The organism is Nitratireductor aestuarii (genome assembly GCF_014641695.1).
GTDB classification, from domain to species: Bacteria; Pseudomonadota; Alphaproteobacteria; order Rhizobiales; family Rhizobiaceae; genus Chelativorans; species Chelativorans aestuarii.
In genome coordinates this window covers 121778-145566 of sequence record NZ_BMIF01000007.1, presented here as the reverse complement: position 1 = coordinate 145566, position 23789 = coordinate 121778, and the positions used below count along the sequence as shown (strand labels likewise).

General features: G+C 60.4%; 26 protein-coding genes and 1 tRNA gene. 11 read left to right on the top strand and 16 right to left on the bottom strand.

Annotated elements, in window-relative coordinates:
- The first annotated feature begins 59 nt into the window (after positions 1–59).
- Positions 60–482, top strand: a complete 423-nt coding sequence (locus tag IEX27_RS12620; RefSeq protein WP_188721414.1) for a secondary thiamine-phosphate synthase enzyme YjbQ — start codon at positions 60–62, stop codon at positions 480–482.
- Positions 483–542: 60 nt separating this feature from the next.
- Entirely contained in the window at positions 543–839 is a 297-nt protein-coding gene (locus IEX27_RS12615; RefSeq protein ID WP_188721413.1) for an HlyU family transcriptional regulator, read from the top strand.
- Between the two features lie 11 nt (positions 840–850).
- Here the strand turns inward: IEX27_RS12615 and IEX27_RS12610 are convergent, their stop codons facing one another.
- Positions 851–1450: a TetR/AcrR family transcriptional regulator gene (locus tag IEX27_RS12610; protein WP_188721412.1), complete on the bottom strand. Its 600-nt coding sequence runs from the start codon at positions 1448–1450 to the stop codon at positions 851–853.
- 71 nt (positions 1451–1521) lie between these two features.
- Here IEX27_RS12610 and IEX27_RS12605 point away from each other — a divergent pair, with 71 nt between their 5' ends.
- On the top strand, positions 1522–1932 hold the full coding sequence (locus IEX27_RS12605; protein ID WP_188721411.1) for a VOC family protein: 411 nt from the start codon (positions 1522–1524) through the stop codon (positions 1930–1932).
- A gap of 73 nt (positions 1933–2005) precedes the next feature.
- Here the strand turns inward: IEX27_RS12605 and IEX27_RS12600 are convergent, their stop codons facing one another.
- The 4 genes from IEX27_RS12600 to IEX27_RS12585 form a co-directional block, all read right to left on the bottom strand.
- The gene (locus tag IEX27_RS12600; protein ID WP_188721410.1) at positions 2006–2464 is read right to left on the bottom strand and encodes an FKBP-type peptidyl-prolyl cis-trans isomerase; all 459 of its coding nucleotides are present in this window, start codon (positions 2462–2464) and stop codon (positions 2006–2008) included.
- Positions 2465–2714: 250 nt separating this feature from the next.
- Positions 2715–3128 carry a VOC family protein gene (locus IEX27_RS12595; protein ID WP_188721409.1) on the bottom strand — a complete coding sequence of 138 codons (414 nt, stop codon included), beginning with the start codon at positions 3126–3128 and terminating at the stop codon, positions 2715–2717.
- 77 nt (positions 3129–3205) lie between these two features.
- Entirely contained in the window at positions 3206–4462 is a 1257-nt protein-coding gene (locus IEX27_RS12590) for an RNA polymerase sigma factor (RefSeq protein WP_188721408.1), read from the bottom strand.
- Positions 4459–4833: a YciI family protein gene (locus IEX27_RS12585; RefSeq protein WP_188721407.1), complete on the bottom strand. Its 375-nt coding sequence runs from the start codon at positions 4831–4833 to the stop codon at positions 4459–4461. Before IEX27_RS12585 ends, IEX27_RS12590 begins: the two co-directional genes overlap by 4 nt.
- A 139-nt stretch (positions 4834–4972) precedes the next feature.
- On the opposite strand from IEX27_RS12585, the gene pyrC reads away from it, so the two are divergent.
- Positions 4973–6019 (top strand): dihydroorotase, encoded by a 1047-nt coding sequence (pyrC, locus tag IEX27_RS12580; protein ID WP_188721406.1) that lies wholly within the window; start codon positions 4973–4975, stop codon positions 6017–6019.
- A gap of 27 nt (positions 6020–6046) precedes the next feature.
- Positions 6047–6748 (top strand): orotate phosphoribosyltransferase, encoded by a 702-nt coding sequence (locus IEX27_RS12575; RefSeq protein WP_188721405.1) that lies wholly within the window; start codon positions 6047–6049, stop codon positions 6746–6748.
- 102 nt (positions 6749–6850) lie between these two features.
- Here the strand turns inward: IEX27_RS12575 and IEX27_RS12570 are convergent, their stop codons facing one another.
- Complete coding sequence (locus IEX27_RS12570) at positions 6851–7096, bottom strand: SMc00767 family acetate metabolism repressor (protein ID WP_188721404.1); 246 nt, start codon at positions 7094–7096, stop codon at positions 6851–6853.
- Positions 7097–7348: 252 nt separating this feature from the next.
- On the opposite strand from IEX27_RS12570, the gene IEX27_RS12565 reads away from it, so the two are divergent.
- Together IEX27_RS12565 and IEX27_RS12560 are read left to right on the top strand one after the other, a co-directional pair.
- The gene (locus tag IEX27_RS12565; protein ID WP_188721403.1) at positions 7349–8767 is read left to right on the top strand and encodes a helix-turn-helix domain-containing protein; all 1419 of its coding nucleotides are present in this window, start codon (positions 7349–7351) and stop codon (positions 8765–8767) included.
- 121 nt (positions 8768–8888) lie between these two features.
- A complete protein-coding gene (locus IEX27_RS12560; protein WP_280516487.1) occupies positions 8889–10280 on the top strand; it encodes a basic amino acid/polyamine antiporter in 1392 nt (463 codons plus the stop codon).
- 10 nt (positions 10281–10290) lie between these two features.
- Here the strand turns inward: IEX27_RS12560 and IEX27_RS12555 are convergent, their stop codons facing one another.
- The gene (locus tag IEX27_RS12555) at positions 10291–11325 is read right to left on the bottom strand and encodes a polysaccharide deacetylase family protein (RefSeq protein ID WP_188721402.1); all 1035 of its coding nucleotides are present in this window, start codon (positions 11323–11325) and stop codon (positions 10291–10293) included.
- A gap of 510 nt (positions 11326–11835) precedes the next feature.
- Here IEX27_RS12555 and IEX27_RS12550 point away from each other — a divergent pair.
- The gene (locus IEX27_RS12550; protein ID WP_188721401.1) at positions 11836–12600 is read left to right on the top strand and encodes an outer membrane protein; all 765 of its coding nucleotides are present in this window, start codon (positions 11836–11838) and stop codon (positions 12598–12600) included.
- A gap of 259 nt (positions 12601–12859) precedes the next feature.
- Here IEX27_RS12550 and IEX27_RS12545 read toward each other — a convergent pair.
- Positions 12860–12935 (bottom strand) — tRNA-Ile (locus IEX27_RS12545).
- A gap of 122 nt (positions 12936–13057) precedes the next feature.
- Between IEX27_RS12545 and IEX27_RS12540 the strand changes: the two genes are divergently transcribed.
- A complete protein-coding gene (locus IEX27_RS12540; RefSeq protein WP_188721400.1) occupies positions 13058–13822 on the top strand; it encodes an SIMPL domain-containing protein in 765 nt (254 codons plus the stop codon).
- A gap of 75 nt (positions 13823–13897) precedes the next feature.
- Here IEX27_RS12540 and IEX27_RS12535 read toward each other — a convergent pair whose 3' ends face one another.
- The 3 genes from IEX27_RS12535 to IEX27_RS12525 all read right to left on the bottom strand — a co-directional run bounded on the left by IEX27_RS12535 (position 13898) and on the right by IEX27_RS12525 (position 15195).
- Entirely contained in the window at positions 13898–14257 is a 360-nt protein-coding gene (locus tag IEX27_RS12535; RefSeq protein WP_188721399.1) for a hypothetical protein, read from the bottom strand.
- Positions 14258–14344: 87 nt separating this feature from the next.
- Positions 14345–14752, bottom strand: coding sequence for a ketosteroid isomerase-related protein (locus IEX27_RS12530; protein ID WP_188721398.1), 408 nt, complete (start codon positions 14750–14752; stop codon positions 14345–14347).
- The gene (locus IEX27_RS12525; protein WP_188721542.1) at positions 14749–15195 is read right to left on the bottom strand and encodes a YcgN family cysteine cluster protein; all 447 of its coding nucleotides are present in this window, start codon (positions 15193–15195) and stop codon (positions 14749–14751) included. Before IEX27_RS12525 ends, IEX27_RS12530 begins: the two co-directional genes overlap by 4 nt.
- Before the next feature lie 115 nt (positions 15196–15310).
- Here IEX27_RS12525 and IEX27_RS12520 point away from each other — a divergent pair, with 115 nt between their 5' ends.
- Together IEX27_RS12520 and IEX27_RS12515 are read left to right on the top strand one after the other, a co-directional pair.
- Entirely contained in the window at positions 15311–17341 is a 2031-nt protein-coding gene (locus IEX27_RS12520) for an OmpA family protein (RefSeq protein WP_188721397.1), read from the top strand.
- 250 nt (positions 17342–17591) lie between these two features.
- Positions 17592–18194 carry a hypothetical protein gene (locus IEX27_RS12515; RefSeq protein WP_188721396.1) on the top strand — a complete coding sequence of 201 codons (603 nt, stop codon included), beginning with the start codon at positions 17592–17594 and terminating at the stop codon, positions 18192–18194.
- 74 nt (positions 18195–18268) lie between these two features.
- Here IEX27_RS12515 and IEX27_RS12510 read toward each other — a convergent pair whose 3' ends face one another.
- The 5 genes from IEX27_RS12510 to IEX27_RS12490 all read right to left on the bottom strand — a co-directional run bounded on the left by IEX27_RS12510 (position 18269) and on the right by IEX27_RS12490 (position 23742).
- Positions 18269–18988 (bottom strand): outer membrane protein, encoded by a 720-nt coding sequence (locus tag IEX27_RS12510; RefSeq protein ID WP_188721395.1) that lies wholly within the window; start codon positions 18986–18988, stop codon positions 18269–18271.
- A gap of 222 nt (positions 18989–19210) precedes the next feature.
- Complete coding sequence (locus IEX27_RS12505; protein WP_244630355.1) at positions 19211–19981, bottom strand: ABC transporter ATP-binding protein; 771 nt, start codon at positions 19979–19981, stop codon at positions 19211–19213.
- Positions 19981–20970, bottom strand: coding sequence for a FecCD family ABC transporter permease (locus tag IEX27_RS12500; protein WP_188721393.1), 990 nt, complete (start codon positions 20968–20970; stop codon positions 19981–19983). The genes IEX27_RS12505 and IEX27_RS12500 overlap by 1 nt, the downstream gene beginning before the upstream one ends.
- Positions 20967–21848 carry an ABC transporter substrate-binding protein gene (locus IEX27_RS12495; RefSeq protein WP_188721392.1) on the bottom strand — a complete coding sequence of 294 codons (882 nt, stop codon included), beginning with the start codon at positions 21846–21848 and terminating at the stop codon, positions 20967–20969. Before IEX27_RS12495 ends, IEX27_RS12500 begins: the two co-directional genes overlap by 4 nt.
- A gap of 10 nt (positions 21849–21858) precedes the next feature.
- Complete coding sequence (locus IEX27_RS12490) at positions 21859–23742, bottom strand: TonB-dependent receptor plug domain-containing protein (protein ID WP_188721391.1); 1884 nt, start codon at positions 23740–23742, stop codon at positions 21859–21861.
- Positions 23743–23789: the final 47 nt, after the last annotated feature.

Here is a 23789-nt window from a genome sequence, read left to right as displayed (position 1 = left end):
TTCTGAAGAAGCCGGGCTCATGTCCGGCTTTTTTCGTTTCAGCTTGGGAGAAAGCAGGAATGGCAAGCCAGACACGTCTGAACATTTCCACCAGAGGGCAGGGGCTCTACGAGTTCACGGATGAAGTCTGTAGCTTCGTGCGCGAGTCCGGGGCTGGCACCGCGCTTCTGACGGTCTTTGTCCGCCACACCTCCTGTTCGCTCCTGATCCAGGAGAATGCCGATCCGGACGTCCAGCGCGATCTCAAGGCCTTCTTCCAGAGGCTCATCCCTCCGTCGAACGATCCTTCGATGAAATGGGTGACGCACACGATGGAAGGCCCGGACGACATGCCAGCGCACATCAAGGCTGCGTTGCTCCAGACGTCCCTCTCAGTTCCCATCGCTGACGGAGAGCTGCTGTTGGGAACCTGGCAGGGCATCTACCTCTTCGAGCATCGCGATCATTCGCACCGCCGGGAGATCGTACTTCATATCGCATAAGCGATTGATCATCCGACGACGTCTGGGCTATTGAGCCTCAATCACAAGGGGAGCACGGCTATGTCATTCTTGAAGCGCTTGTTCGGCGGCGGCTCGAAGGTCAGCGACAATTCGGGCGGTGAGCGCACGGTCGGCGAGGTTGTCGAGCACAAGGGCTTTTCCATCCGCGCCACGCCTTTCAAGGAAGGCGGGCAGTTCCAGACCTGCGGCGTCATCTCTAAGGAAGTGGACGGCGTGGTGAAGGAGCATCGCTTCATCCGTGCAGACCGCTTCCAGTCCGAGGACGCGGCGGCCGACGTAGCAATCCGCAAGGGCATGCAGATTATCGACGAGCAGGGCGACCGGATTTTCCTGTAAGCGTGGCGCTGTTAGCTTTGACGGATCAGCCCTGAGAGAAGCGCCTCGATACCCTCCTGATAGGGGCGGGGATCGGCGCCTTCGGATATCGCAAGAGCAGCGCGATCAAAGGCTGCACTGAGCATCTCCGACAGGGGCCCTAGCGGCAGGCCCTGCCGATTAGTCTCAGCCAGCGCTTCAGTCAGGCCTTCAAGCAACGTACGGGCGCCGTGCTCGGCGTCGATCTCGTCCATTGATTTTCGGCCAAGGACGGCAGGACCTTCAAGCAGCAGGAGCTTTGCCCGCCCGGGTCTTATCATGGCATCGAAGTAGGCGCGGCTCCCCTCCATCAGCGCATCGATGGCTGAGGGCGTCTCGTTGGAAGCGCCTGCCTCTATTTCCGCAGCGACGGTTGCGGACTCCTGTTCGACAACGGCGCGAAACAGCGCCTGCTTGTCGGTGAAGTGATGATAGAGGGCGCCGCGCGTAAGCCCCGCTGCCGCCACGATCTCTGGCGTGCTGGTTTCCGCATATCCTTTTTCAATGAAGAGCGTCCGGGCAGCCGCCATAAGCCGGGCCTTGCTTTCATCTGACCGCTCGCGGTTGGTTCGGCGGGTGCTTCCTTGTTGCATACATGCAGCCTGTATGTTAATAAGAACAAACATGCAGATTGTATATTTGTTTTGAAGGAAAGGGAAGTGCCGTGAAGATCACCAGCTACTACCCCGTCATCATGACAGCCGATGTGCAGGGCACGGCAGAGTTCTGGCAAAAGCACTTCCGGTTTGCGCCTCGCTTCACGAGCGACTGGTACGTGCATCTTCAGTCCGAAGTGAATGAGAACGTCAATCTGGCGATCCTGGACGGCAGCCACGAGACAATTCCGGCCAGCGCGCGCGGCAGGACAAACGCGCTGATCCTGAACTTTGAGGTTGAGAACGTTGACGGCGAGTATGAGCGTCTCAAGGGGGCAGGGCTGCCCATGCTGCTTGAGTTGAAAGACGAACCTTTCGGGCAGCGCCACTTCATTACCGCGGACCCAAACGGAATCCTGATCGACGTAATCACTCCGATAGAGCCATCGCCGGAATTTGCCAGCCAGTATCTCGGCTGAAACAAAAAGAGCTGCGTGGCCGTGGCGAGTTTCCTCACGCTGGCCACTCAGCCCTTCTGAAGTTCGTGGGCGCTTAAACCCCGAAGCCGGATTTGTTCGGCGAAGCAACGATCTCGACGAGTTCAAGCTCGAACGTGAGGTCGCGTCCAGCCAAAGGATGGTTGCCGTCCACCGTCACGGTATCGTCGGTGAGCGCCACCACTGTAAGCGGGATCTCCTTGCCATCGCGCGTCGTTGCAGTGAGCCCTGCGCCAACTTCGAGGATCAGGTCTTCGGGCATGGCGTTCCGCGGGATTTCCTGGATCTGGCGCTCGTCGCGCTGGCCATAGGCCTCGTCGGCCGGGATGGTCACGACGGAAGTCTCGCCGACCGCCATGCCTTCCACCTGACGTTCGAAGCCTGGGATCACCTGGCCGCTGCCGACCTGGAATTCTAGTGGCTCACGGCCGCGGGACGAATCAAATTCTGTGCCGTCCGATAGTGTGCCGCGATAGTGAACGCGTACAATATCTCCGCTCTGTGCCTGTGCCATATAGTGCTCCCTTCAATAGTTCGGACTGAAATGCTGGCTACAAGCCGCGCTCTTCCGCGTCTTAACTGACCGGACCATAGAAGGATAGGGCGGAAGGATCGGAGGTAAAGGCTATAGGGTCATAAACTTGGGGTATGGCCTCATCCAGAAGAAGGCACTGCACCGATCTTGTGCAGTGCCTTGTGGACGAGTTCCAATCCGGTCCGGTGCAGATGGGCAGCCGAACCCTTAACCTGTGCGAATGCGTTGCTTAACCTGTAATCGCCCAGCTGAAGCCGAACGGATCACGCACCTGGCCCCAACGCGAACCCCAGAACATCTCCTGCAACTCGACCTCGACAACGGTGCCTTCGGCCTTTGTTGCGCGTTCCCACCACATGTCCGGATCTGTAACGTTGAGGGTGAGGGTCATGCCGCCCGGCTTTTCCAGCGGATGGCCGTGCTCTTCATAGACATCGCAGAGCATCAACGATCCCTCGTTGATGTAGAGGTGCAGGTGCATGGTGCGGCCCTTCTCGTCGAGCGGCGCACGGGCAACCTCGCGAGCGCCGAAGGCGCGGGCGTAGTAGTCCGCAGCTTTGACAGCCCCGTCGACTTGCAGATAGGCGATCACCCCGCCACGAACTTCTCCGGTTTCGCCCGGTGCAACTTGAACGACTGACATCTTTCTCCCTCCATTGTTGGATCTCACTCAGGACGAATATCTCTGCCGCTAGCCGACATAGCCGAGGAAAGTTTTCGCTATTGCGCGGCCTTCATTGGGCCTGCGAGTGCGTCGAGCTGCTGGCGGATGTGGGCGGCTTCTGCTGGCGTTCGCGCGAGCGAGATCGCCTTGTTGAATGCCTGCCGCGCTTCATCCACCTGCCCAAGCTCCTTGAGCAGCGCACCATGGACGCCATGAAAATAGAAATAACTGCCGAGCCTGTCTTCGAGCGGTTTCACCAGCTCCAGCGCCTGTTTTGCGCCGGATGCCTTGAAAACGGCGACCGCCCGGTTGAGCGTGATGACAGGCGAGGGCGTCATGCGCTCAAGCGTCAGATAGAGGAGGCTGATCTGCGTCCAGTCCGTTGCCTCGGCATTGGGCGCCTGATCATGCAGGGCGGCTATTGCTGCCTGGATCTGGTAGGGCCCGGGAGCGCGATGGCGCACGGCCTTGTCGATAAGCGCCAGACCCTCGCCAATCTGTTCGCGGTTCCAGCGAGTGCGGTCCTGGTTTTCCAGAAGAACGATGTTTCCCTCGGCATCGAGGCGGCTTGGTGTGCGTGCGTGCTGCAGCAGCATCAGCGCGAGCAGCCCCATGATCTCTGGCTCGGAAGGATAGAGCCGCAGCAACAGGCGTGCGAGCCGTATTGGTTCTTCGCAGAGCGGCGCGCGCAGATGTACCTCACCGCCGCTTGCTGAATATCCCTCGTTGAAGAGCAGGTAGATCATCGCCGCCACCGCGCCAACGCGCTCCGCCCGCTCGGCAGGGCCGGGGGCCTCGAACGGCACGTCGGCATCCATGACGCGGCGCTTGGCGCGCGTGATCCGCTGTTCCATCGCCTTCTCGTTGACGAGGAATGCCGCCGCGATCTCCTTCACCGACAACCCAGAGACGATGCGCAGCGCAAGCGCAATCTGCTGGGTCGCGGGTAGGTCCGGATGGCAGCAGATGAACATCAGCCGGAGAATGTCGTCCCGGTAATGCGCATTGTCGAGCCGGTCCGACATCTGCGTTTCCGCGTCATCCAGATCTGAAATCGCTGCATCGTCAGGCAATTGGGTGTTTCGGCTGTCGCGCCGAACCGTGTCGAGAACGGCGTTGCGGCCGACAAAGATCAGCCATGCCGCAGGGTCGCGTGGCGGCCCCTTGTCCGGCCAGGTTCGCAATGCCCTGAGGCAGGCTTCCTGAAACGCTTCTTCCGCCCGGTCGAGATCCCGGAAGTACCGCAGCAACGCGCTCACAACCTGCGGCCTTGCACCCGTAAGCGTTCTCTCGATCCAGGCGATGTCACTCATGATGTTGCTTCCAGCTCCGCCTCAACGACGCCCTGCTTGAAAATGCTGATGGGCCGGATCTCGAAGGTGCAGTTCTCGCCCTCCTTGATACGCTTGGCCGCTTCGATCACCTCATCCAGGTTGTCGCCTTCGAGGATGTAGAAGCCAAGCAACTGCTCCTTCGTCTCGGCGAAGGGACCGTCGAGCACCACGTCGCCGCGGATGGTCGTTGCAGCCGAAGTGGGCATGAGCCGGATCGCCGGGCCCATCTTGCCGCGCGCTGCCAGCTCGTTCGTGACCTTGCTGCGCTTGGCCAGAACCGCATCGTCCTCCTCCTTCGACCAGGAAGTGACGACGTCTTCATTGTGGTAGCAAAGAATTGCGTAGAGCATCTGAGACATCCCTTTCACTGGATAGACGAAGGAGGATGCCGCAAACCGACAGGGGTGCCTAGCATTTTCCACGCAGATCAAGGGCGGAGATCTGCTTTCTCCTTGCGTGTCAGCGGAATCCGGCTATGTGTTTGGCCTCATGAAAACGATCACTATTCGCCAGCCCGACGACTGGCATCTGCACCTTCGTGATGGCACCGTGCTGAAGGCCGTGGCGCCCTTTACCGCCCATTTTGGCCGCGCCATCATCATGCCAAACCTTGTCCCGCCGGTCGTGACCACGGCCGACGCGGCTGCCTACCGCGAGCGTATCCTTGCGGCACTGCCTGAAGGCAGCAGCTTCAAGCCGCTGATGACGCTTTACCTCACCGAGGCAAGCTCGGCTGACGACATCGCCGCGGGCTTCCGGGATGGTCTGGTCACCGCCGTGAAGCTCTACCCGGCTGGCGCGACGACCAACTCCCACGGGGGCGTGCGCGACATCGAGAAGGTCATGCCCATCCTGGAGCGCATGGCCGAGATCGGCATGACGCTTTGCGTGCACGGCGAAGTGACTGATCCGGAAGTGGATATCTTCGACCGCGAGGCCGTGTTCATCGAGCGCGTTCTGGCGCCGCTGCGCAAGCGTATCCCCGAGCTGCGCATCGTGATGGAGCACGTCACGACCAGCGACGGCGTGGATTTCGTGCGCGCGCAGAATGGTGCGATCGCTGGCAGCATCACGCCGCACCACCTGATCATCAATCGCAACGCGATCCTTGTCGGTGGCATTCGCCCGCACTACTACTGCCTGCCGGTGGCCAAGCGCGAGAAGCACCGCCTGGCGCTGCGCGCCGCTGCGACTTCGGGCGAGGGGACATTCTTCCTCGGCACCGACTCCGCGCCGCACGTCGATCCGCTGAAGGAATGCGCCTGCGGCTGCGCTGGCGTCTTCAATGCGCCGAACACGGTCGCCTGCCTTGCAGAGGTGTTCGAGCAGGAGAATGCGCTTGATCGGCTCGAGGCTTTCGCTTCGCTGAACGGTCCGGCATTCTACCGCCTGCCAGTGAACGAGAAGCGCATCACGCTGGTCCGTCACGACGTGCCGGTCGAAGCGCTGCCGTCGAAGATCCTGGCTGGGGAAGACGAGATCACGATCTTTGATCCGATGTTCCCGATCCACTGGTCGGTTGAAGAAAGCAATTAAAGGCAATTCCAGGCACGGGAGACTTCCATGTTCGCCAACACCTTTCCGGACAAGGCGCTGATCGCCGAAACCGTCGCACGGATGCTGCTGGAAATCGGCGCCGTCCACATTCGGGCGAACGAGCCGTACACGTTCACCTCTGGTCTGCGCAGCCCGGTCTACACCGACTGCCGCAAGATCATCTCCTACCCGCGCGTTCGCTCGGCGATCATTGATTTCGGCGTCTCGGTCATTCTTCGCGACGCAGGCTTCGAGCAGTTCGACGCGATCGCCGGTGGTGAGACCGCAGGCATTCCCTACGCTGCCTGGATCGCGGACCGCATGGGCCTGCCCATGCTCTACATCCGCAAGAAGCCGAAGGGCTTTGGCCGCAACGCCCAGATCGAGGGCGATCTGAAGGAAGGCGCTCGCGTTCTTCTGGTGGAAGACCTGACGACGGACGGCGGCAGCAAGATCAAGTTTGCCGAGGCCATCCGCAACGCGGGCGCCACGGTGGAGCACACCTTCGCGCCGTTCTACTACGACATCTTCAAGGATACGCCGGACCGTTTGCAGGCCGCTGGCATGAAGCTGCACTACCTGTCGACCTGGTGGCATGTGCTGGAGGTCTGCCGCAAGGACGGACTGTTCCCCGGCCAGCTCGAGCAGGCGGAAGCCTTCCTCAAGGCTCCGCTGGAATGGTCCGCAGCCAATGGCGGCATCTCCGAACTGCCGACGCGCAAGGACTGATCGGGTAGAGCCTTCAGGTAAGGCCTGATTAAGAGAGCCGCCCCCGGGCGGCTTTTTGCGTCGATCCCGCCGAGCACTATGGCTACCGGCTTCTAAAAAAGGTCAGTGAGCCGAGGGGCCCTTGGTCACGAACACCGGGACCAGGAGGTCACCCCAGCTGCCTTCACCGCCGTGGAAGCGAGAAGAGCGGACCAGCTCCACCGTAAGCCCCATCTCGACGGCCTTCATGACAGACTGGTTCAGGCGATGCAGCTCGTTGGCGAGCGTGCGGACAGCCGCCTGCTGATCTTGGTCCATGGTCATCGTCTGCTCTTCAGCACGTTCCTTGACGTGGGTTCGCGGCATCATGGTTCTCCTGCTCCGTGTTCTGTTGCCTTCAAGGCGCCAATGGTTGCTTCCGGCTCAGCCTGTAAAACACTGTCATGGCGTCTTGGCTCGGTAGATCTTGTAACAGGATTTACCGCGCGCGGTTTCCTTCGTCAGCTACAATCCGCCTTTTAGAGCCAGGTTTCGAGTTGCCCTGTCGCGTCCTGTCAAACCACTCTTGTCAAATTGTAAAAAATGTAAAAAATGGAGCCTGAAGCTGGGATCGTGTGAGAGATGAGCACGCAGAAGATTTTTGCGGGTGCCCGCATCCGCCGCATCAGGATTTCGAAGGGGCTCACCCAGACCTCCATGGCGGATGGCTTGGGTATCTCGCCGTCGTATCTCAACCTGATCGAGCGCAACCAGCGCCCGCTCACAGTACAGCTGATTTTGAAGCTCGCCTCCGTCTACAAGGTGGATCCGGAGGAACTTTATGGCGAGGGGACTGCTTCTCTGGCGTCGCTGCGTGAGGTTTTTGCCGATCCGTTACTCTCCGGTGAACTTCCCGGCGAACACGAGCTGGTCGAACTTGCCGAAGCAACGCCTAACGCGGCGGCAGCTCTTGTAAAGCTCTACCGCGCCTACCGCGAGCAGGCCGAGCGCCTGACGGACCTGTCTGACGTCATGGCTTCGGGCGGTGGCACGGTGGCCGCGCCACGTCTTCCCGCGAATGAAGTGCGCGACGTGCTGGAATCCCGGCCATTCCATTTCGCTTCGCTGGAGGAAGAGGCGGATGCCTTCCACAAGGTGCTGAATGCGGGCGACGACCTGGCCGCTGCGCTAAAGAACTGGCTCCAACAGGAGCACGGCATTGCGGTGCGCGTGCTGCCTGTCTCGGTCATGCCGAACTGGCGCCGCCGCTATGATCGGCATTCCCATCGGCTCTTTCTTTCCGAACGGCTATCTCCGGCCGACCAGCTGCGCGAGCTCGCAATCGAAGCTTCACTCATCCGCATGCGCGCAGCGATCGCAGCCGAAATCGACGCTCTCAAGCTGTCGTCGGATGAGGCCCGGCGTCTCGCTCGCTTCGAGCTGGCGCGCTACGCAGCCCATGCGCTGATGATGCCCTATGCGGCGTTTCTCAACGCGGCCGAGCGCCAGCGCTATGACATCGATGTCCTCGCTGCCCGCTTCCGCGTCTCATTCGAACAGGCGGCGACACGCCTCACCACCCTTGCGCGCGAAGGGGCAAGCGGCATCCCCTTCTTCCTGCTGGAGGTCGATAACGCCGGCAATCGCATCAGGCGCATGGGCGCGGAAGGCTTTCCGCATGCCCGCTTCGGCGGCGCATGCCCGAAGCTCGCAGCCTTTGCGGCCTTCGCCGAACCCGGTCGTATCCTTCCAGAAGCAGCAGAAATGCCCGATGGTGAAAGGTTTCTCACGATCTCGCGCACCGTCGACGGCCCCCACGCTGGTTTTGACGCCCGGCCTCGCCGCACAGCCATCCTGTTGGGCTGTGATCTTTCATTCGTTGGCCAAACCATCTACGGCCAGGCGCTGAGCAGGGCGTCACTGGAGACCCCGCTTCCGATTGGCCGCGCCTGTCGGCTCTGCGAGCGTCAGGGCTGCCTTTCCCGTGCAGAACCGCCGGTAACAAGGCCGCTTGGGTTGGATGAGATGGTGACAGGCTTCAGCGCCTTCGACTTCCAGTAGTCACGTCATGGATCAGCTCACTCTCCAGAAGGGGCTTGCATAAACCAGTGTTGCTGGGCAAAAGTCCTTTTTTTAATTTTATAGTTTGGATATTGCCTTGGGTCCCGGCCCGAACCCTGGATTGTCTTATCTGGCCCTGACCGCCGTTGCCGTTGGTTCGATGGTAGGCGCAGGCATCTTCACTCTGCCGCGCAGTTTTGGTGCGAGCACTGGTCCCGCGGGTGCTCTTGTCGCCTGGGCGATCACCGGATTTGGAATGTACGCGCTCGCTCGCGTGCTTCAATGGCTTTCAACCGTCAGGCCCGATCTTGATGCAGGCATCTATGCCTATGGGAAGGAAGGTTTTGGCAATTACGCCGGGTTTCTAGCGGTCCTTGGCTATTGGCTCGTGGCCTGCATCGGCGATGTCGCCTACTGGTGCTTGCTGACGGCAACGCTTGGCCATTTCTTTCCCGCCTTCGGCGAGGGAAACACCTTTCCGTCTATGATCCTGGCGACCGCTGGGATCTGGGGCTTTCATTTCCTGATCCTGGCGGGCGTCAAGGGCGCTGCATCGGTCAATGCAGTTGCGACCGTCGCAAAGGTCATTCCCATCCTGCTCTTCATCATCCTGCTGGCGCTCTCTTTCGAACCGGCCACCTTTGACGACAACTTTTGGGTCGGCGGGGAGCAGCCGGAGGAGGGCATCTTCCAGCAGATCCGCGCGACGATGCTGATCACCGTCTTCGTCTTTGTCGGGGTCGAGGGAGCGAACGTCTATTCCCGTTACGCCAAACGCAGGGCGGATGTCGGACGCGCGACAATTACCGCGTTCCTGCTTGTGCTGGCCTTGATGCTGCTGGTAACGCTTTTGCCCTATGGGCATTTTCCACGTGCGGAAATCGCGGCCCTGACGCAACCGTCCATGGCTTCGCTGCTGAAGGCGGTCGTTGGCCCATGGGGCGCGATCCTTATCAGCCTCGGACTGATCATATCGATCCTCGGCGCTTATCTTGCCTGGACATTGCTCGCCATCGAAGTGCTGTTCGTCGCAGCCAAAAATGGAGATATGCCACGTATGCTCGCGCGCGAGAACGCGCGTGGTGTACCATCTGCATCGCTATGGTTCACGACACTCACCGTGCAGGCGCTGCTGTTTATCGCCTGGTATGCGGATGATGCGATCCAGCTCCTGGTGGAGCTCTCCGCTTCCATGGCGCTCACGCCCTATTTCCTGGTGGCGGCCTTCGCCTGCAAGCTCGTCATCCGTGGGGAAGGTGGGAATGACCTGCGCTGCCGGCTGCTTGCATGCATCGCGCTGCTCTACACGATCGGCATGGTCTACGCGGGCGGCCTCCCGATCCTGCTCCTGTCGCTGGTATTCTACGCGCCGGGGACGATCCTCTACGTAGTGATCAGGCGTGAGCAGCGAGGCCGCGTCTTTTCCATGAGCGAATCGATGCTTTGCGCTCTGGTGGTTCTGGGGGGGATGGCCGGGGTGCTCGGCCTCTGCCGAGGCACGATCAGTCTCTGAAGCAGACCGCTTACACGAACTTGAACGCCAGACCGGAGATCATCGCCTTCACGTAACGCTGCTTTTGCGAAGATCCGTTGAGCGATACGCGGTGGAAGGCGGTGGGCCTCTTCAGGTTTTCGCAACGCAGGATGCTCGGCTGCGTCGTCACCGCCATCGGAATGCCGGCGTCCGCCACGGCCTGGATTTCACGCTCGCCAACGGCTGCGCGGAACCCGTAGGGGTAGGCAAAAATGCGCGGCGCCTTGTCGACATAACGCTCGACTGCGGCGGCAGACTCTACGATCTCTTCGCGGAGTTCCTCGTCGCTCAGGCGTCGCATGTTGCGATGGGTCACTGTGTGCGCACCGAAATTTGCCAGCGGATCTTCGGCCAGTTCCCGCAACTCAGCCTGGTCCATCGTCAGCTCAGCCGCGAGGCCGAGCGGATCAATGCCGTGGACTCTTGCCGCTGTATCGAGCCTTGCGACGGCTGCATTTTCATTCTCGGTGGCAGTAAAAAGTGCGAACCGGTCGAAGGCCTTCAGCTTCTGGCGCTTCGTCTTGAGCTGAACGGTTTCTACACCCTGTCCGAAATCGAACTCGATGCGATCCAGTTTCCGCAGCAACGCTTCGGCAGTCTCCCACCATAACGAACGGGTGCGCTCTACAAACCCGGATGTGAGGAAGATTGTATAAGGCACATTGTACTTGCCGAAGATAGGAGCTGCATACTCGGCATTGTTCTTGTAGCCGTCATCGAGCGTGAAGCTCACAAAGCGACGGTTATCGGAAGGATCTGCGAGGAGAGCTGGGAGGTCTTCGGCGGCAACCGGGGTCAGCCCGCACTCGAGCGAAGCTTCGATAGCCTCTTCCAGGAACTGGGGCGTAACCGAAAGGATCCGGTTTGGCTGGAATTCTTCATTGCTGTCTGGCCGCACGTGGTGAAGCGTGAAGATGATGCCGCGCCCGCGGGCCTTGGTGGAATGGGCAAGGGAACCCAGCAGCGAAATGCCCTCGAAACCTGCTCGGATCAGGGCGTATTTCAAACGCTTCAGACCGACCATACGGGGGCAAACTCCTGACTGCACGTTCCAACAAGGCGAGGCGGATCTGCGCTCAGGTCCGCGTGACCCACTCCTATGTCCCTTTTCCTAACAACTGCCGAATGCAGGGAGAAAAAACCACCACTTCGGGATGCAAGGTGAAGACTGCAACCAGAAGAGGCGAGGTTGAAACTGGGGAACCTACCGGCGCGCGCAAGGGCTGTGCTAAGCACATGCCGGAAGCTGCATCCCGGTGCAATGAATCTCCGCACTTCAACCCCCAGCCCCTTTTGCGGGCGGAAGATGCCACAGCATGACGCCTGGGTCGAGCCCCTAAACCCCACGGGAATCGGAGGAGGTGGCGAAGGCATAAACGAAAGCTCGGGTAACGGTCTGAACTAAAAAGTGTAGCCGCAAGGGCAATGCAGGCAAGACCCCGTTAGTTGACTATTATGCTCCAAGTGTTGCGACACTGCTACAGATCACGCTTGTGCATCATGTTATGCAACATCGTTAATGTGAGGGGCAATCATGAAAATTCAGCTATTTGCGGGTGCTCTGATCCTTGCTTCGATGGGTCTGGCACACGCTGCCGATCCTGTAGTCGCGATCGGTGAAGAGGCATTTTCCTGGGACGGAAGCTATATCGGCGCAAACATCGGCTATGGGTGGGGCACGTCCACGATCCATGACTCCGAGTACAACGTATATTTGCCGACTTTTCCACCTTTCAGCTTTGACTTCGACTCGAAGGGTATGCTGGGCGGCCTGCAGTTCGGCCACAACTGGCAGCGTGGCAACCTGGTTTACGGCCTGGAAGGCGATCTCGGTTATCTGAACCTGAAAGGCAGCGGCTGGCCAGGTCTGGATCCTACGGGTGACCCTTACGACACCTACGGCATCACGAAGGGCGGCTGGTACGCTGGTCTTGCTGCGCGCCTCGGTTACGCCAGCGATCACACACTATTCTACCTCAAGGGTGGTGCTGTTTATTCGGCAGGCAAGTTCGGTTACGTGGACAGCTGCAGCAGCGACTTTATAGATCCTCCGGGATGCGGCCCGAGCCTGTTCGACGCCTGGGACCGTATTGGCTGGGGCTACCAGGTTGGTGCTGGTGTCGAGCACGCACTCAACAACCACTGGACCGTCAAGCTTGAGTACGCCTATCTCGACTTTGGTTCGTCAAAGCCGTCAGACGTGGTCACTGGAGGTGGCGAATATGAGGGTCAGCTGCTCCACGTCGACGGAGACCTGAGCGCCCACACGATCAAACTCGGCATCAACTACAAGTTCTAATCGCGTTACTCCCGGCAACGGCTTCAAGCAAGCTGCTGCCGGGTAAACTACGCTGGACGCCCGGATCTCACTGCACTTGCCATGCCGCGTCGGGCAGCTGTACTTCAGGCAATATCGGTCATTAAGACCGCTCTTGAGGTGTGTAGCCGGCTTCATCATCGATGTGGTCTGAAGACTGGCGAAAACCGGAATCGCAGCTTACTGCGTTTGGTGCGGAACTACCGGAAAACGCTCGGCAAAATCAACGGGTAACAAAAACTGGTGGGCCCGGAGGGACTCGAACCCCCAACCAAGCGGTTATGAGCCGCCGGCTCTAACCATTGAGCTACAGGCCCGGTCAAGTCTGCTTAGATGTTTTCGCAATTATAGACAAGAGGGGGCAGGAGACAGCCGCGCCCCATTCGGTCCATAATCACAACTTAAAGCGAGTCTGTTTTAAGTTTTTTGGAGCAATCGAATGTCGCGGTCCCTAGTTGCGCTTGCCCTCGTCTTACCCCTTGTTGCCGCTGCGCCGGTATTTGCACAGGAAGTTGATATGCGTCCAAAGATCGAAGTTCTGGGCGAGGGTGAGGCCCGCGTCAGCCCCGATATGGCGATCGTGACGCTGGCTGTCCTCAAGGAGGCTCCGACCGCCCGCGAGGCAATGGACCAGAACAATTCAGCCATGGCGGCCGTGATTGCAGCCCTCAAGGAAGAGGGCATTGCTGCCAAAGACCTGCAGACCGGCGGTCTCTCCATCAACCCCCAATGGGTTTATCCGGACGGCAAGGACCCTGCGGAAAAGCCGCGCATCACCGGCTATCAGGTGACCAATTCGCTGACGGTACGCGTGCGTGATCTTGCCAAGGTTGGCGGGGTGATCGATCGTTCGGTTTCGCTCGGTGTCAACCAGGGCGGCAACATCGTCTTCACGAATGACGATACCGCCGAGGCGATGAGCGAAGCCCGCAAGGATGCGGTTGAAAACGCGATGGCCAAGGCGAAAACGCTTGCCGAGGCCGCCGGCGTCGGGCTCGGCAGCGTGCTGCGGATCACCGAGGGCGGCGGCATGCCCGCGCCGATGCCGATGATGAAGTCGATGCGCGCTCAGGGCATGGTCGCGGAAGCCTCGGTCCCGATCGAGGCCGGCGAAAACACCTATACGGTTCAGGTAAACGTGACCTTCGAGCTGGTTCAGAAGCAGGGTAAGCAGGACGACGCCAGTCAGAAGGACGCCAAATAAGCCAGCTCAAAACGGGCCAAAAAAAGCCGCCGGGTTCAACCCCGGCGGCTTTTGCATGTCGGTTCTGCGTGGAGACTACATCCTGCGGATCACCGGGCAGTGCGGCGCGCGGGCGAAGACAACGATCCCGCGGCCATAGCGGGAGTGGCCTGCCACGTGCACCGTGCGGCGATCCTCGCGGATGATGCGGGCGCGGCGCAGGCCCATGTCGTGTGCCTTGCTGATGGCCTGGCGAGGGGAACAGGCCGGAGCGTGGTGATGGCGACGATCCCAAGCAGGACCGCGGTGGCGGCGGTCGTGGTCGCCTACGGTAACGGTTGCGCCGCCCTGGCCAATGCTGAAGTAAATACCGTCAGCCTGTGCGGAGGGAACGGCTGCGAGCGAGCTCAGTCCGACAACGGCTGCGAGGGTGAGGGTCTTGATTTTGCTGAACATGATCGGCTCCCATCTGGTTTGTGTTCGATGGTGTGATCATGCCAAACCGGTCCTGAACCGAATGCGAACCGATCGTTAATCTTCAGTTCACCTGTTGCGCAACGCTGCGTCCCAGAGCATCGGGTTATGATACGCGGTTACACGCGTAATGAGACCGTCCTCAACCTCGAAGAACATGCCCCCGGGTACGCTGTAGCTCTGGCCGTTTGCCTCAGGCAAACCTTCCTTGGTCTGCTCATATGTTCCGGAAAGAGTGCACTCGGCTGCGCCGCGGATGCCGTTTGGCTCTACCATGATGACAACGTCACGGTAGCTTTCCCGGAAATTGACGTTCATCTGGCTGAGCGTGGAGCGGAACTGGTCCTTGCCGACGTGACGGATGCCCGCCCTCGTGTCGAGCACGACATCGTCATCGAGAAGCGCGAGCACTGCTTCCTTGTCACCGGCGTTGAGGGCGGCAAAGTAGCGTTCGATCAGGGACTTCACGTCGTTCATGGCTCTTCCTCCAGCATGTACTCGAAATAGTCTTCAGGCTCGTTGAGTTCCGTCTCCAGGACGTCCACGCGGGAGCGCATCGACATGCCGGCCTGGTGGATTGTCTCGCGGTCGCCCGAAACGAGATGGTGCCACCAGTAGAGATCGCGGCCCTCCGCCACCAGCTTGTAGGCGCAGGTGGATGGCAGCCAGGAGAGCGTGCGCACTTTTTCAGGCGTCAGCTGCACGCAGTCCGTCACCGTTTTCAGGCGATTTTCGTAATCGTTGCAGCGGCAGGTTTCGGAATTAAACAGACGGCATCCAACGGAGGTCCAATAGATCTCGCCGGTGTCTTCGTCTTCAAGCTTTGCCAGGCAGCACTTTCCGCAACCGTCACAGAGGGATTCCCATTCCTCTGGGGTCATCGCTTCAAGTGTCTTGGTCTTCCAGAACGGTTCATTCATCCGCCGCATGTGGACCCTGGAAATGGCCCCGTCAAGGTCCTGCGCGCCGCCGTTACTGGAACCAAACATGGTGCGGGTGGTTTGTTGCTCGAAGGGATTCCCACGGGAGAAGAAGATGAGACTTTCCAATCGCTTTCTGACAGGGTCGGCTATCTGCCTGCTGATGGCTGCGCCATCTGCATTTGCCGATACCCTGGACGCCAGAAGCTCGGCGGGCACCAGTGCTCCACTGATCCTGGCGCAGGCCGATGGCGGCCAGGCTCCTGCCGCCGAATGCCCGCCGGGTACGACGGCTTCCGCCGACGGCTGTGTTCCCGCGCAGGGACCCGCGCAACCGCCTGCAGCCCCGCCGGAAGAAGCCGCTCCGCCGCAGGAGGAAGCTCCTGCTGAAGAGGCGCCATCCGCTGAGGAACCAGCCGCCGAGGAACCACCGGCAGCAGAACAGCCTCAGGAGGCTCCCGCCGAACCCGAGCAGCCGAGCGAGCGGGAAGCAGCTCCACCTGCCGAGGAAGCGCCAGCTCCTCAAGAAGCACCGGCAGAGCAGCCTGCTCCTGAGCAGTCCGCTCCAGAAGCGCCTGCGGAAGAAGCTCCCGCTCAACAGGAACAACCTGCCGAAAGGCCAGCTGAAACGCAGGAAGCTCCGGCAGGAGAAGCTGAACCTGAGGAATCCGCACCTGCCGAAGAATCTGCGCCAGCCGAACAGCCCTCCGATGCCGCGCCGGCAGAACAGCCTGCGGGCGAGGCTCCGGCCGAACAGGCTCCCGCACAGGAAGCACCTGCGCCTGAGCAAGCCCCAGCCGCTCCGCCAGCAGGCGAAGCACCTGCGCCAGCGCCTGAGGCTCCAGCCGAGGCTCCGGCTGACGGCGCTCCAGCCCCTGCGCCTTCAGACGGAGCACCGCAGCTTCCAAGTGGTGCACAGCCTGATGCAGGCCAGCAAATGCCTCCGGTCGAAGGACAGCCGGCCCCTGAACAGGGACAGGAAGCCCTGCCTGAAAACGCTGCCCCCATCCTCGACAGCCAGAAGGGTGCTCCCGATCAGGCTCAGCCCGGCGATCAGCAGCAGCCCCCGGCAGGCCAGCCGCAGGACCAGCAGGCGCAGCCCGTGCCAGCCGAACCGGTACCGCTGCCGCAGTCTGATGCGGAAGCCCAGCAGCTTCAGGTCCAGCCGGAACAGGTCCAGCAGGACATCCGCTCGATCGTTGAAGAGCAGGGCCAGCGCATCGACATCGGCCAGACGCCGCAGGACCGCGCCTTCCGTCGCGCGGAAATTTTCCAGCGCCCGCCTGATGCGAACGTTGTTCAGGAGTTCAATGACAACCGTACGATCGTCGAGATCAACAACCAGGTCTATGTCCGAAGCTCTGACTACGACCGCCTCGTGCGTCGTGATGATACCGTCTATTACGAGGAACTCCGCAACGGCCGCGTTCGCGAAGTCGTTGAACGTCGCGACGGATCGCGCCTGATCACCATCCGCAACCGCTATGGTGATGTCGTCCGCCGCGTTCGCGTTCAGCCGGATGGCCAGGAATATGTGATGGTCTATGTGCCGGAGGATCGCTTCGACCGCATGGAGCCGTTCCGGGATCCGGGTCTTGATCTGCCGCCGCTGCGGCTAACCATCCCCGCTGACGAATATATCCTGGACGCAGAGCGGGTGAGCGATCCGCAGGCTTATTACACCTTCCTCGCCGAGCCGCCGGTCGAGCCGGTCGAGCGTCTCTACTCCATCGATGAGGTTCGTTACTCGGCGCGTATCCGCGACAAGGTTCGTCGTATCGACCTGGACACGATCCAGTTCGAATTTGGTGCAGCCACGATCGCCGACAGCGAAATCGCTCGTCTGGAAAGCCTTGCCAACGCGATCACGGAAATGCTCGAGAAGAACCCGGGCGAGACCTTCCTCCTTGAGGGCCACACGGATGCGGTTGGCTCCGAGAACGCGAACCTCGCGCTATCGGATCGACGGGCCGAGGCAGTGGCCGTTGCACTGACGAACGTTTTTAACATCCCGCCGGAAAACCTTGTGACCCAGGGCTATGGCGAGCAGTACCTTAAGGTCAACACGCAGGAACCTGAGCGGGAAAACCGCCGTGTTGCCGTCCGTCGTATTACTCCTCTGGTGACGCCGGTCGCAAAGCGCTGATCCAAAGAATATTCGTCTCAAACGCATGAAAAACGGTCCGCTCCGGCGGGCCGTTTTTTTCGCCGACTCACAATTTTCTTGGAGGTTTCACATAAAGGGTATAACTTGATTGTTATGAAGACTTACAATCTTCATTTTCCTCTTGGTGCCGTTACGTGAGTGTGCTCTCGCAAACTCGGCCCTCGAGATGCTAGCGGGATGGAGGCACGCTGTGCCTATCTAGGACTCCGCGCTGTCTGCGAGGACGATGATGAGCACGAACCAACAGGCCGGACCACGTCCGGCCTCAAGATCTATCAGTTCCACCGGAGAGTGGTCTTCTTCTCAAGGCCAGCCAATGGCCGAAGGCGGCGCAGCTTCAGGCTTCGCCCTTCGAGAAGCCGCATCCAGGTTCGAACAAGCTTCAAGCCGTATCTCCACCGACGAAGCGCTGGCGAGGCTCGATGCCGCAAGCGCCGAGGCTGAAGAAGGTGGTGAGGCGTCCTTGTGGAAGCTTTGGCCCGCTATCACTGGTGGTGCAATTGCGCTGGCGCTGCTTGGGACTTGGGCAGGCTTTGCCTTCTTGGGGGAACAGCCGCAGCTCTCTTCGCCCGCTGCCGAGGCAACGGCGTCGGGGGTGGAAAACATGCGGCCCTTCGTTCTCGTCAGTTTCGATGACCGGGCGACGATGGCGCAGATCACCCGCTCACTTCAGGCCCTTGGTGTGGAGATCGAAAGCGGCCCATTGCCGGGCGGTGTCTATCGGGTGAGTATCCCGGCTGAAGACGGAACCACATACGATGCGATCGCAGCCAAACTGGACCAGGATCCGCTCGTCGGCAGGCTGGTGATTGGGCGCAGGCCGCCGAACTAAGTATTTCCATGAAAATGAACAGGCGCCACAACCTGCTTATTGGTTGTGGCGCCTGTGTCGTTCCAACGTCTTGGTTAGAAGCGGTAGCCGATCTTTCCAAAGACCGAATGGGATTTGTAGTGACCCTGAATATTCGTGGTATCGAACAAGGCCTGATCTGGATCCGGTGCTGAGAACGTGGTCTTGCCGAGATCGGTGTAGTTGTATTCTACTCCAACAAAGACCTGGTCATTGACCTTGAAATCAGCGCCTCCGCCGAGGACGTATCCCGTTTCGGATTTCTTGCCTTCCCATGCCTGCGAGGGGGTCGATGCGATAAGCTGCCTGCTGGAAAGCTTTCCGTGGGCCACACCGGCGGTGATATACGGCATCCACTGGCCGGCATTCATGCCCAGACGGGCTTTGGCCGTGCCAAGATACTTCAGCGAAGTGTCTGTGAAGTTGTTGTACTGCGCATAGGCGTTGCCGTCGTCGATGTCTCTGCCCGAGCGGATGCCAACTTCCGCGCCCAGCACGAAACCATTGTCGAATTGCATGTTGTAGCCGGCAGCGGCGCCATAGATGAAGCCGTCGCCCTTGTGGTCAAACGTGCCGCCTGGGCCTCCGAATGAACTCTGATTTAGATGAACGTTATGGCTGGATGCGCGCTCGTATCCGGCTAATCCGTAAAGATAGAAGCCGGTCCAGTTGTTGACCGAAGCTGACGGTGCGGCATCAGAATAGCTGTAGGTATCAGCGGCGTAAGCTGCATTCGAGAAAATAAAGGCAGCTGAGGCAAGTATTGCAACTTTCATTCAAACCCCCATTTGCAGTCAGAAAGTATATCTAGAAATACTTGGATTAATATATGGTTCGTTCCTATGCATAACAAATTGAGAACATCTGCTTCAGATGTTAATTAAGTAGGCTGTATTTTAGATGCTGCTTCGACTGCGGGTTAATTCGTAGATCAGCGCTTCCTCAGCCATCCTCGAAGTGCTGCGGGTGGGACTGATATAATTCAAGGAATACTGAAATTACCGCTGGATGAGTCCGGTCGGGGCGAGGATCAGCCCTTCTGTGTCGAGTGCGAAATGCGCGCGAACCCCGAAGACATGGGCGAGCCTCTGCGGCTGCATCATCAGGCCTGGGCTACCGTCACCGGCGATCTCACCATCTTTGAGCATGATGACACGATCGCACCAGCGTGCGGCGAGCGTCAGGTCGTGTAGCGAGACGAAAACCATCCGTCCCTGTCGGGCAATCCGCCGAAGGGCTTCCATCATCATGATCTGATGCGCCGGATCGAGGCCGGAAGCAGGCTCGTCCGCGATGAGCAGACGGGTATCCTGAGCGACTGCACGGGCCGCGAGCACGCGGGCCTGCTCACCGCCTGAAAGTTCCGTCGCGGTGCGATCCGCCAGATGGGCAACGTCCATGAGATCGAGCGCGTGCTGAACTGCCTCTGCGTCGGCTGCGCTGCTGCGCTGGCCAAGTGCACGCCAGGGCAGACGACCGAGCGCCACCACGTCACGCACCCGCATTGGCCAGCCGATGATGCGGGTTTGGGGCAGATAGGCGAGGTTCCGTGCGCGTTCTGCTATGGAGAGGCTGGGCAGGTCATGCTCGTCGAGCTTGATCGCGCCTTCGATCGGATATTGTCCCGAAAGTGCGCGCATCAGCGTCGATTTGCCGGCGCCATTGGGGCCGAGCAGGCCGACGACCTCGCCATTGCGGATAGTGAAGTTCAGCGCGTGCAAGACCCGCCGCTTGGAGAGCACGACCGAGAGGTTCTTGACGTCGAGCATCACGCCACCTCCCGCCGTGTACGCACGACCAGCCACAGGAAGAACGGCGCACCGATCAAGGCGGTGACGACGCCGACATTGAGCTCGCTCGCCGGAAGAACCACACGGCAAACGGTATCCGCAACAAGAAGCAGCGCACCGCCGCCAAGCGCCGATGGCAGCAGCAGCTGGCGTGGCATACCGCTCGTGAAGGGCCGAAGCAGGTGCGGCACCATCAGGCCGATGAAGCCGATCGCGCCCGCGACTGCCGTAGCCGCGCCGACGCTGAGCGCAACACCGAGAACGATCACCGTGCGCGCACGGGATAGATTGATGCCCATGGTGGCCGCAGCTTCCTCTCCCAGCGAAAGAGCGTTGATGGCCCGGCCAGCAAGCGCGATGAGCAGCCATCCGGCGATCATCAGCGGCAGCGCCAGCCAGACATGCTCCATGGAGCGGTCCTTGAGTGATCCAAGCAGCCAGAAGATGATCTCGTAGCTTGCAAATGGGTTGGGCGAGAGACTGAGGACCAGTGAGGTGAGCGCCCCGGCAAGGCTTGAGAGCGCAACACCCGCGAGGATCAACGTCAGCGTCGAGTTGCTGCGGGCGGCGAGCACCAGGAGCAGGACTACGGCGATGAGAGCTCCAAGCAGCGCACCCGCCGGAAGAACATAGAGCGCGCTTCCCGCCACGCCGAAATAGAACAGGAGTACTGCGCCGAGCGACGCCATGCCGGAGACGCCGATGAGCCCCGGTTCCGCCAGCGGATTGCGCAGAAACCCCTGCAGCACCGCTCCTGAGAGCCCTAGCGTCGAGCCGATCGCCAGCGCCAGAATGGTGCGCGGCAGGCGGATTTCTCGCAGGATGATCGCACCGACGTCAGAGCCTCCGGCCACGATGCCGGTGACGCTCTCGGTCACGCCGAGGCCAGCCGGGCCAACGGCAAGCGAGAGCAGGGCTGCAACGAGCACGATCGCCGTGAGACCTACGTTCAGCAAGGCTGGTCTCATTCGGTCGTCTCCGCGCAGGGCGCAACCTTCTGTCTCAATTCTGCCAGCGCCTTCACAGCATCGATGATGAGCGGCCCATTGCATGCCCATGATCCGGGTGGAAGAAAGGCATCGATGCGCGAATTGAGATGCTTCATCGCCGGGTGGCGCAGCACATAGGCGCCGAGCGTTGGCGCTTCGTCCTCGCTCGCCTGCACCACGATCACGTCCGGCTCCTGCGCAACAACCAGCTCGAGCGGGAAGGGGGCGGCACCCACCAACCCGGCTTCTGCCGCCAGGTTGCGGAAGCCGGCTGCCCGGAACACGGAGTCGGCGAGCGTGTCCCTGCCGGGCGAAATCCCGTTTTGCTCAAAGGCAAGGATGGTCGGCTTCGGCTCGCACTGCTGCTTTTCGATCGCGTCGAGCGAGGCCGCGAAATCGGAGGCAAGCTTCTCCGCCTTTTCCTGCTGATGCAGCAGCGCGCCCATGCGCCGGATTTCGCCGGGAATGGTTTCGAGCGTCATGGCGAAGTCGAACTCTTCGACAGGCAGGCCAACGCGCCGCAGCAGGAACGTTGTATTGTGCTGCGAGAAGGTGCCGGTGACGACGAGATCCGGCTGCTCCAGAAACACCTCCTCCGCAATCCCGTGGTTGACGGGAAAGTTCTGCGCCTCCCGCCACATGGGCGAGATGGTCCGGTCCCTGGCGAGAAAAGAGACAGACATGAGCTGCTCCGGATCAGCAAGCGCCATCGCCAGCTGATCCGTGCAGAGGTTGAGCGACATTACCTTGGGCAGCGACTGCTGTGCCTCTGCGTCGGGTGCAGGCGCGAACAGGGCAGCCGCCAGCGCCACCAGCGCAAGGCCGGTCGATCGCTTGAGGAGGCCGCCCGTTGTCATCAGTATTCACTCACGGCTGAAAGGCCATCTTGAAGCCAGCGAATACGCCAATGCCCGGATTGTTGAACCCGCGCACCGTCTGGTAGTCCTGATCGAGCAGGTTCTCTACGCGCAGATAGAGTTCCTTGTCCTCATCCGGCTTGTAGGCAACCTTGGCGTTCAGCAGGAAATAATCGTCGAGTTCGCTGCCGTCGATCGCGGTGGTGTCGAGCGCGATCCTTCCGGTTCCGGATACAGTCCACTTTTCGGCGGGCTTGTAGGTGGCGGTCAGTCCAACCATGTGGCGGGCCACCTGTGGCAGGCGCACGTCGTACTGATCCACGGCATCCGTGTAGGTGTAGGAACCGCCGAGCTTCAGCTGGTCATTGACGTCGTAGCTCACGGACGCCTCGACACCGCTCATGCGCGAGCGCCCGTCGATCTGCTCATATCCCCAAGTTGCATTGTTGTAGATGATGAGGTTTTCGATCTGCAGGTTGAAGTAGGTGAGGTCGGCAACCAGCGCGCCATCCAGGAACTCCTGTTCAACGCCGATGTCGAAGCTCTTGCTGGTCTCTGGCCGTAGCGTTGGGTCGCCAGCGAAGGGCGCATAGAGCTCGTAGAGGCTCGGCGCGCGGAAGCCGGTGCCGTAGGATGAATGCAGGCGGGTGCCGGTCTGATCGAAGAGATAGGTGCCGGAGAGGCGGTAGGTCGTCTCGTCGCCGTAGCGGTTATGTTCGTCACGGCGGAGGCCGGCTGACAGGAACAGGTTCTCGATCGGCTGCAGGTCGCCCTGCAGCCAGATACCGGTATCGTGCATCCGGTCATCGGTGGGCAGCGAACCGGAATCGTCACTGAAAACCGCATTCTGCCGCTCATGATCAGCGCCATAGCGGAGCGTCAGCCAGTCCGTAGCCTCGAACGAGCCCTGATAATCGAACTTGGTGCGCCCTCCCTCATACCTGGCGTCATACTCACCGAGAGTGGTGTGGACGCTGTGCAGTCGGCGGTCGAACTTCATTCCCTGTACTGAGAAGGTGTTCTTGAGGCGTCCGTCCATGAAATCCATGTTGAAGCCCACACGACCGGCCACATGGCGGGTCTTGTTGAGATTTTCGGAAGTGGGATCATCAATGGGCGGCTTCGGACTATCTTGATCGAACTCGGCCTCCGCATCGATGATGAAACCGCTGGCAAAGACTGAGAACACGTCATTGAACCGATACTCACCGTTGAAATCGCCGGTCAGGTTCTGGTAGCCGTCGCGTTCAGTACCGGCCGCCGCAGCAGAAATTCCATCAGTATGGAAGCCCACGATATTCGCGGCGAACTTGCCTGCGTCATTGGCTGCGCGCAGACCATAGATTCCCGAGGCAGTGCCGAAAGATCCGCCTTCCGCGCCGATGATGTGGGTGATGCCGGGCCGGATGTCGCCCAGCGTATCGACGCTGATGACACCCGCGATGGCATCGGATCCGTAGAGCGTGCTCTGCGAACCGCGCAGCACTTCCATCGAGGTGATGCCGCCCGTCAGCAGGTACTGGTACGAGGTCTGCACCTGGGGCGCTGTTATGTCGGCAAGATCGATGCCGTTGTAGAGCGTCTTCACGTAGCGGCGCGGAGCACCGCGCAGCGACAGGCTCGTCTCCGTTCCTGCGCCACCCGGGGTGGCGAGCGAAACGCCCGGCACAGTCGCCAGATAGTCGAGCACCAGCGGCTGGGACTGCTCTTCGATCGTTTGCTCATCGATTACGGTGACGGAAGATCCCGTTTCGCTGACCTTCGTCGGTGCGCGGTTGGGCGACACGACGATTGTATCGAGCCTCAGTTCCTGCGCCAGTGCGGGCAGTGAAGCAGTGCAGAGTGAAATGGCCGATGTGGCCGAGAAAATAAGCCATAGATAGCGCGAGGACATGGATAGCCCCTCCGAACGACAGACACACGTGTGCTGGTGGGAGGGGT

What these genes read in the sequence shown, in the direction of transcription:
- IEX27_RS12555 (WP_188721402.1), bottom strand. Translation starts at nt 11,325, where the DNA reads ATGGTCGGTCTGAAGCGTTTGAAATACGCCCTGATCCGAGCAGGTTTC.
- IEX27_RS12570 (WP_188721404.1), bottom strand. Translation starts at nt 7,096, where the DNA reads ATGATGCCGCGAACCCACGTCAAGGAACGTGCTGAAGAGCAGACGATG.
- IEX27_RS12550 (WP_188721401.1), top strand. Translation starts at nt 11,836, where the DNA reads ATGAAAATTCAGCTATTTGCGGGTGCTCTGATCCTTGCTTCGATGGGT.
- IEX27_RS12590 (WP_188721408.1), bottom strand. Translation starts at nt 4,462, where the DNA reads ATGAGTGACATCGCCTGGATCGAGAGAACGCTTACGGGTGCAAGGCCG.
- IEX27_RS12495 (WP_188721392.1), bottom strand. Translation starts at nt 21,848, where the DNA reads ATGACAACGGGCGGCCTCCTCAAGCGATCGACCGGCCTTGCGCTGGTG.
- IEX27_RS12615 (WP_188721413.1), top strand. Translation starts at nt 543, where the DNA reads ATGTCATTCTTGAAGCGCTTGTTCGGCGGCGGCTCGAAGGTCAGCGAC.
- IEX27_RS12565 (WP_188721403.1), top strand. Translation starts at nt 7,349, where the DNA reads ATGAGCACGCAGAAGATTTTTGCGGGTGCCCGCATCCGCCGCATCAGG.
- IEX27_RS12575 (WP_188721405.1), top strand. Translation starts at nt 6,047, where the DNA reads ATGTTCGCCAACACCTTTCCGGACAAGGCGCTGATCGCCGAAACCGTC.
- pyrC (WP_188721406.1), top strand. Translation starts at nt 4,973, where the DNA reads ATGAAAACGATCACTATTCGCCAGCCCGACGACTGGCATCTGCACCTT.
- IEX27_RS12595 (WP_188721409.1), bottom strand. Translation starts at nt 3,128, where the DNA reads ATGTCAGTCGTTCAAGTTGCACCGGGCGAAACCGGAGAAGTTCGTGGC.
- IEX27_RS12520 (WP_188721397.1), top strand. Translation starts at nt 15,311, where the DNA reads ATGAGACTTTCCAATCGCTTTCTGACAGGGTCGGCTATCTGCCTGCTG.
- IEX27_RS12610 (WP_188721412.1), bottom strand. Translation starts at nt 1,450, where the DNA reads ATGCAACAAGGAAGCACCCGCCGAACCAACCGCGAGCGGTCAGATGAA.
- IEX27_RS12535 (WP_188721399.1), bottom strand. Translation starts at nt 14,257, where the DNA reads ATGTTCAGCAAAATCAAGACCCTCACCCTCGCAGCCGTTGTCGGACTG.
- IEX27_RS12525 (WP_188721542.1), bottom strand. Translation starts at nt 15,195, where the DNA reads ATGAATGAACCGTTCTGGAAGACCAAGACACTTGAAGCGATGACCCCA.
- IEX27_RS12600 (WP_188721410.1), bottom strand. Translation starts at nt 2,464, where the DNA reads ATGGCACAGGCACAGAGCGGAGATATTGTACGCGTTCACTATCGCGGC.
- IEX27_RS12505 (WP_244630355.1), bottom strand. Translation starts at nt 19,981, where the DNA reads ATGCTCGACGTCAAGAACCTCTCGGTCGTGCTCTCCAAGCGGCGGGTC.
- IEX27_RS12620 (WP_188721414.1), top strand. Translation starts at nt 60, where the DNA reads ATGGCAAGCCAGACACGTCTGAACATTTCCACCAGAGGGCAGGGGCTC.
- IEX27_RS12530 (WP_188721398.1), bottom strand. Translation starts at nt 14,752, where the DNA reads ATGAACGACGTGAAGTCCCTGATCGAACGCTACTTTGCCGCCCTCAAC.
- IEX27_RS12515 (WP_188721396.1), top strand. Translation starts at nt 17,592, where the DNA reads ATGAGCACGAACCAACAGGCCGGACCACGTCCGGCCTCAAGATCTATC.
- IEX27_RS12510 (WP_188721395.1), bottom strand. Translation starts at nt 18,988, where the DNA reads ATGAAAGTTGCAATACTTGCCTCAGCTGCCTTTATTTTCTCGAATGCA.
- IEX27_RS12540 (WP_188721400.1), top strand. Translation starts at nt 13,058, where the DNA reads ATGTCGCGGTCCCTAGTTGCGCTTGCCCTCGTCTTACCCCTTGTTGCC.
- IEX27_RS12490 (WP_188721391.1), bottom strand. Translation starts at nt 23,742, where the DNA reads ATGTCCTCGCGCTATCTATGGCTTATTTTCTCGGCCACATCGGCCATT.
- IEX27_RS12500 (WP_188721393.1), bottom strand. Translation starts at nt 20,970, where the DNA reads ATGAGACCAGCCTTGCTGAACGTAGGTCTCACGGCGATCGTGCTCGTT.
- IEX27_RS12585 (WP_188721407.1), bottom strand. Translation starts at nt 4,833, where the DNA reads ATGCTCTACGCAATTCTTTGCTACCACAATGAAGACGTCGTCACTTCC.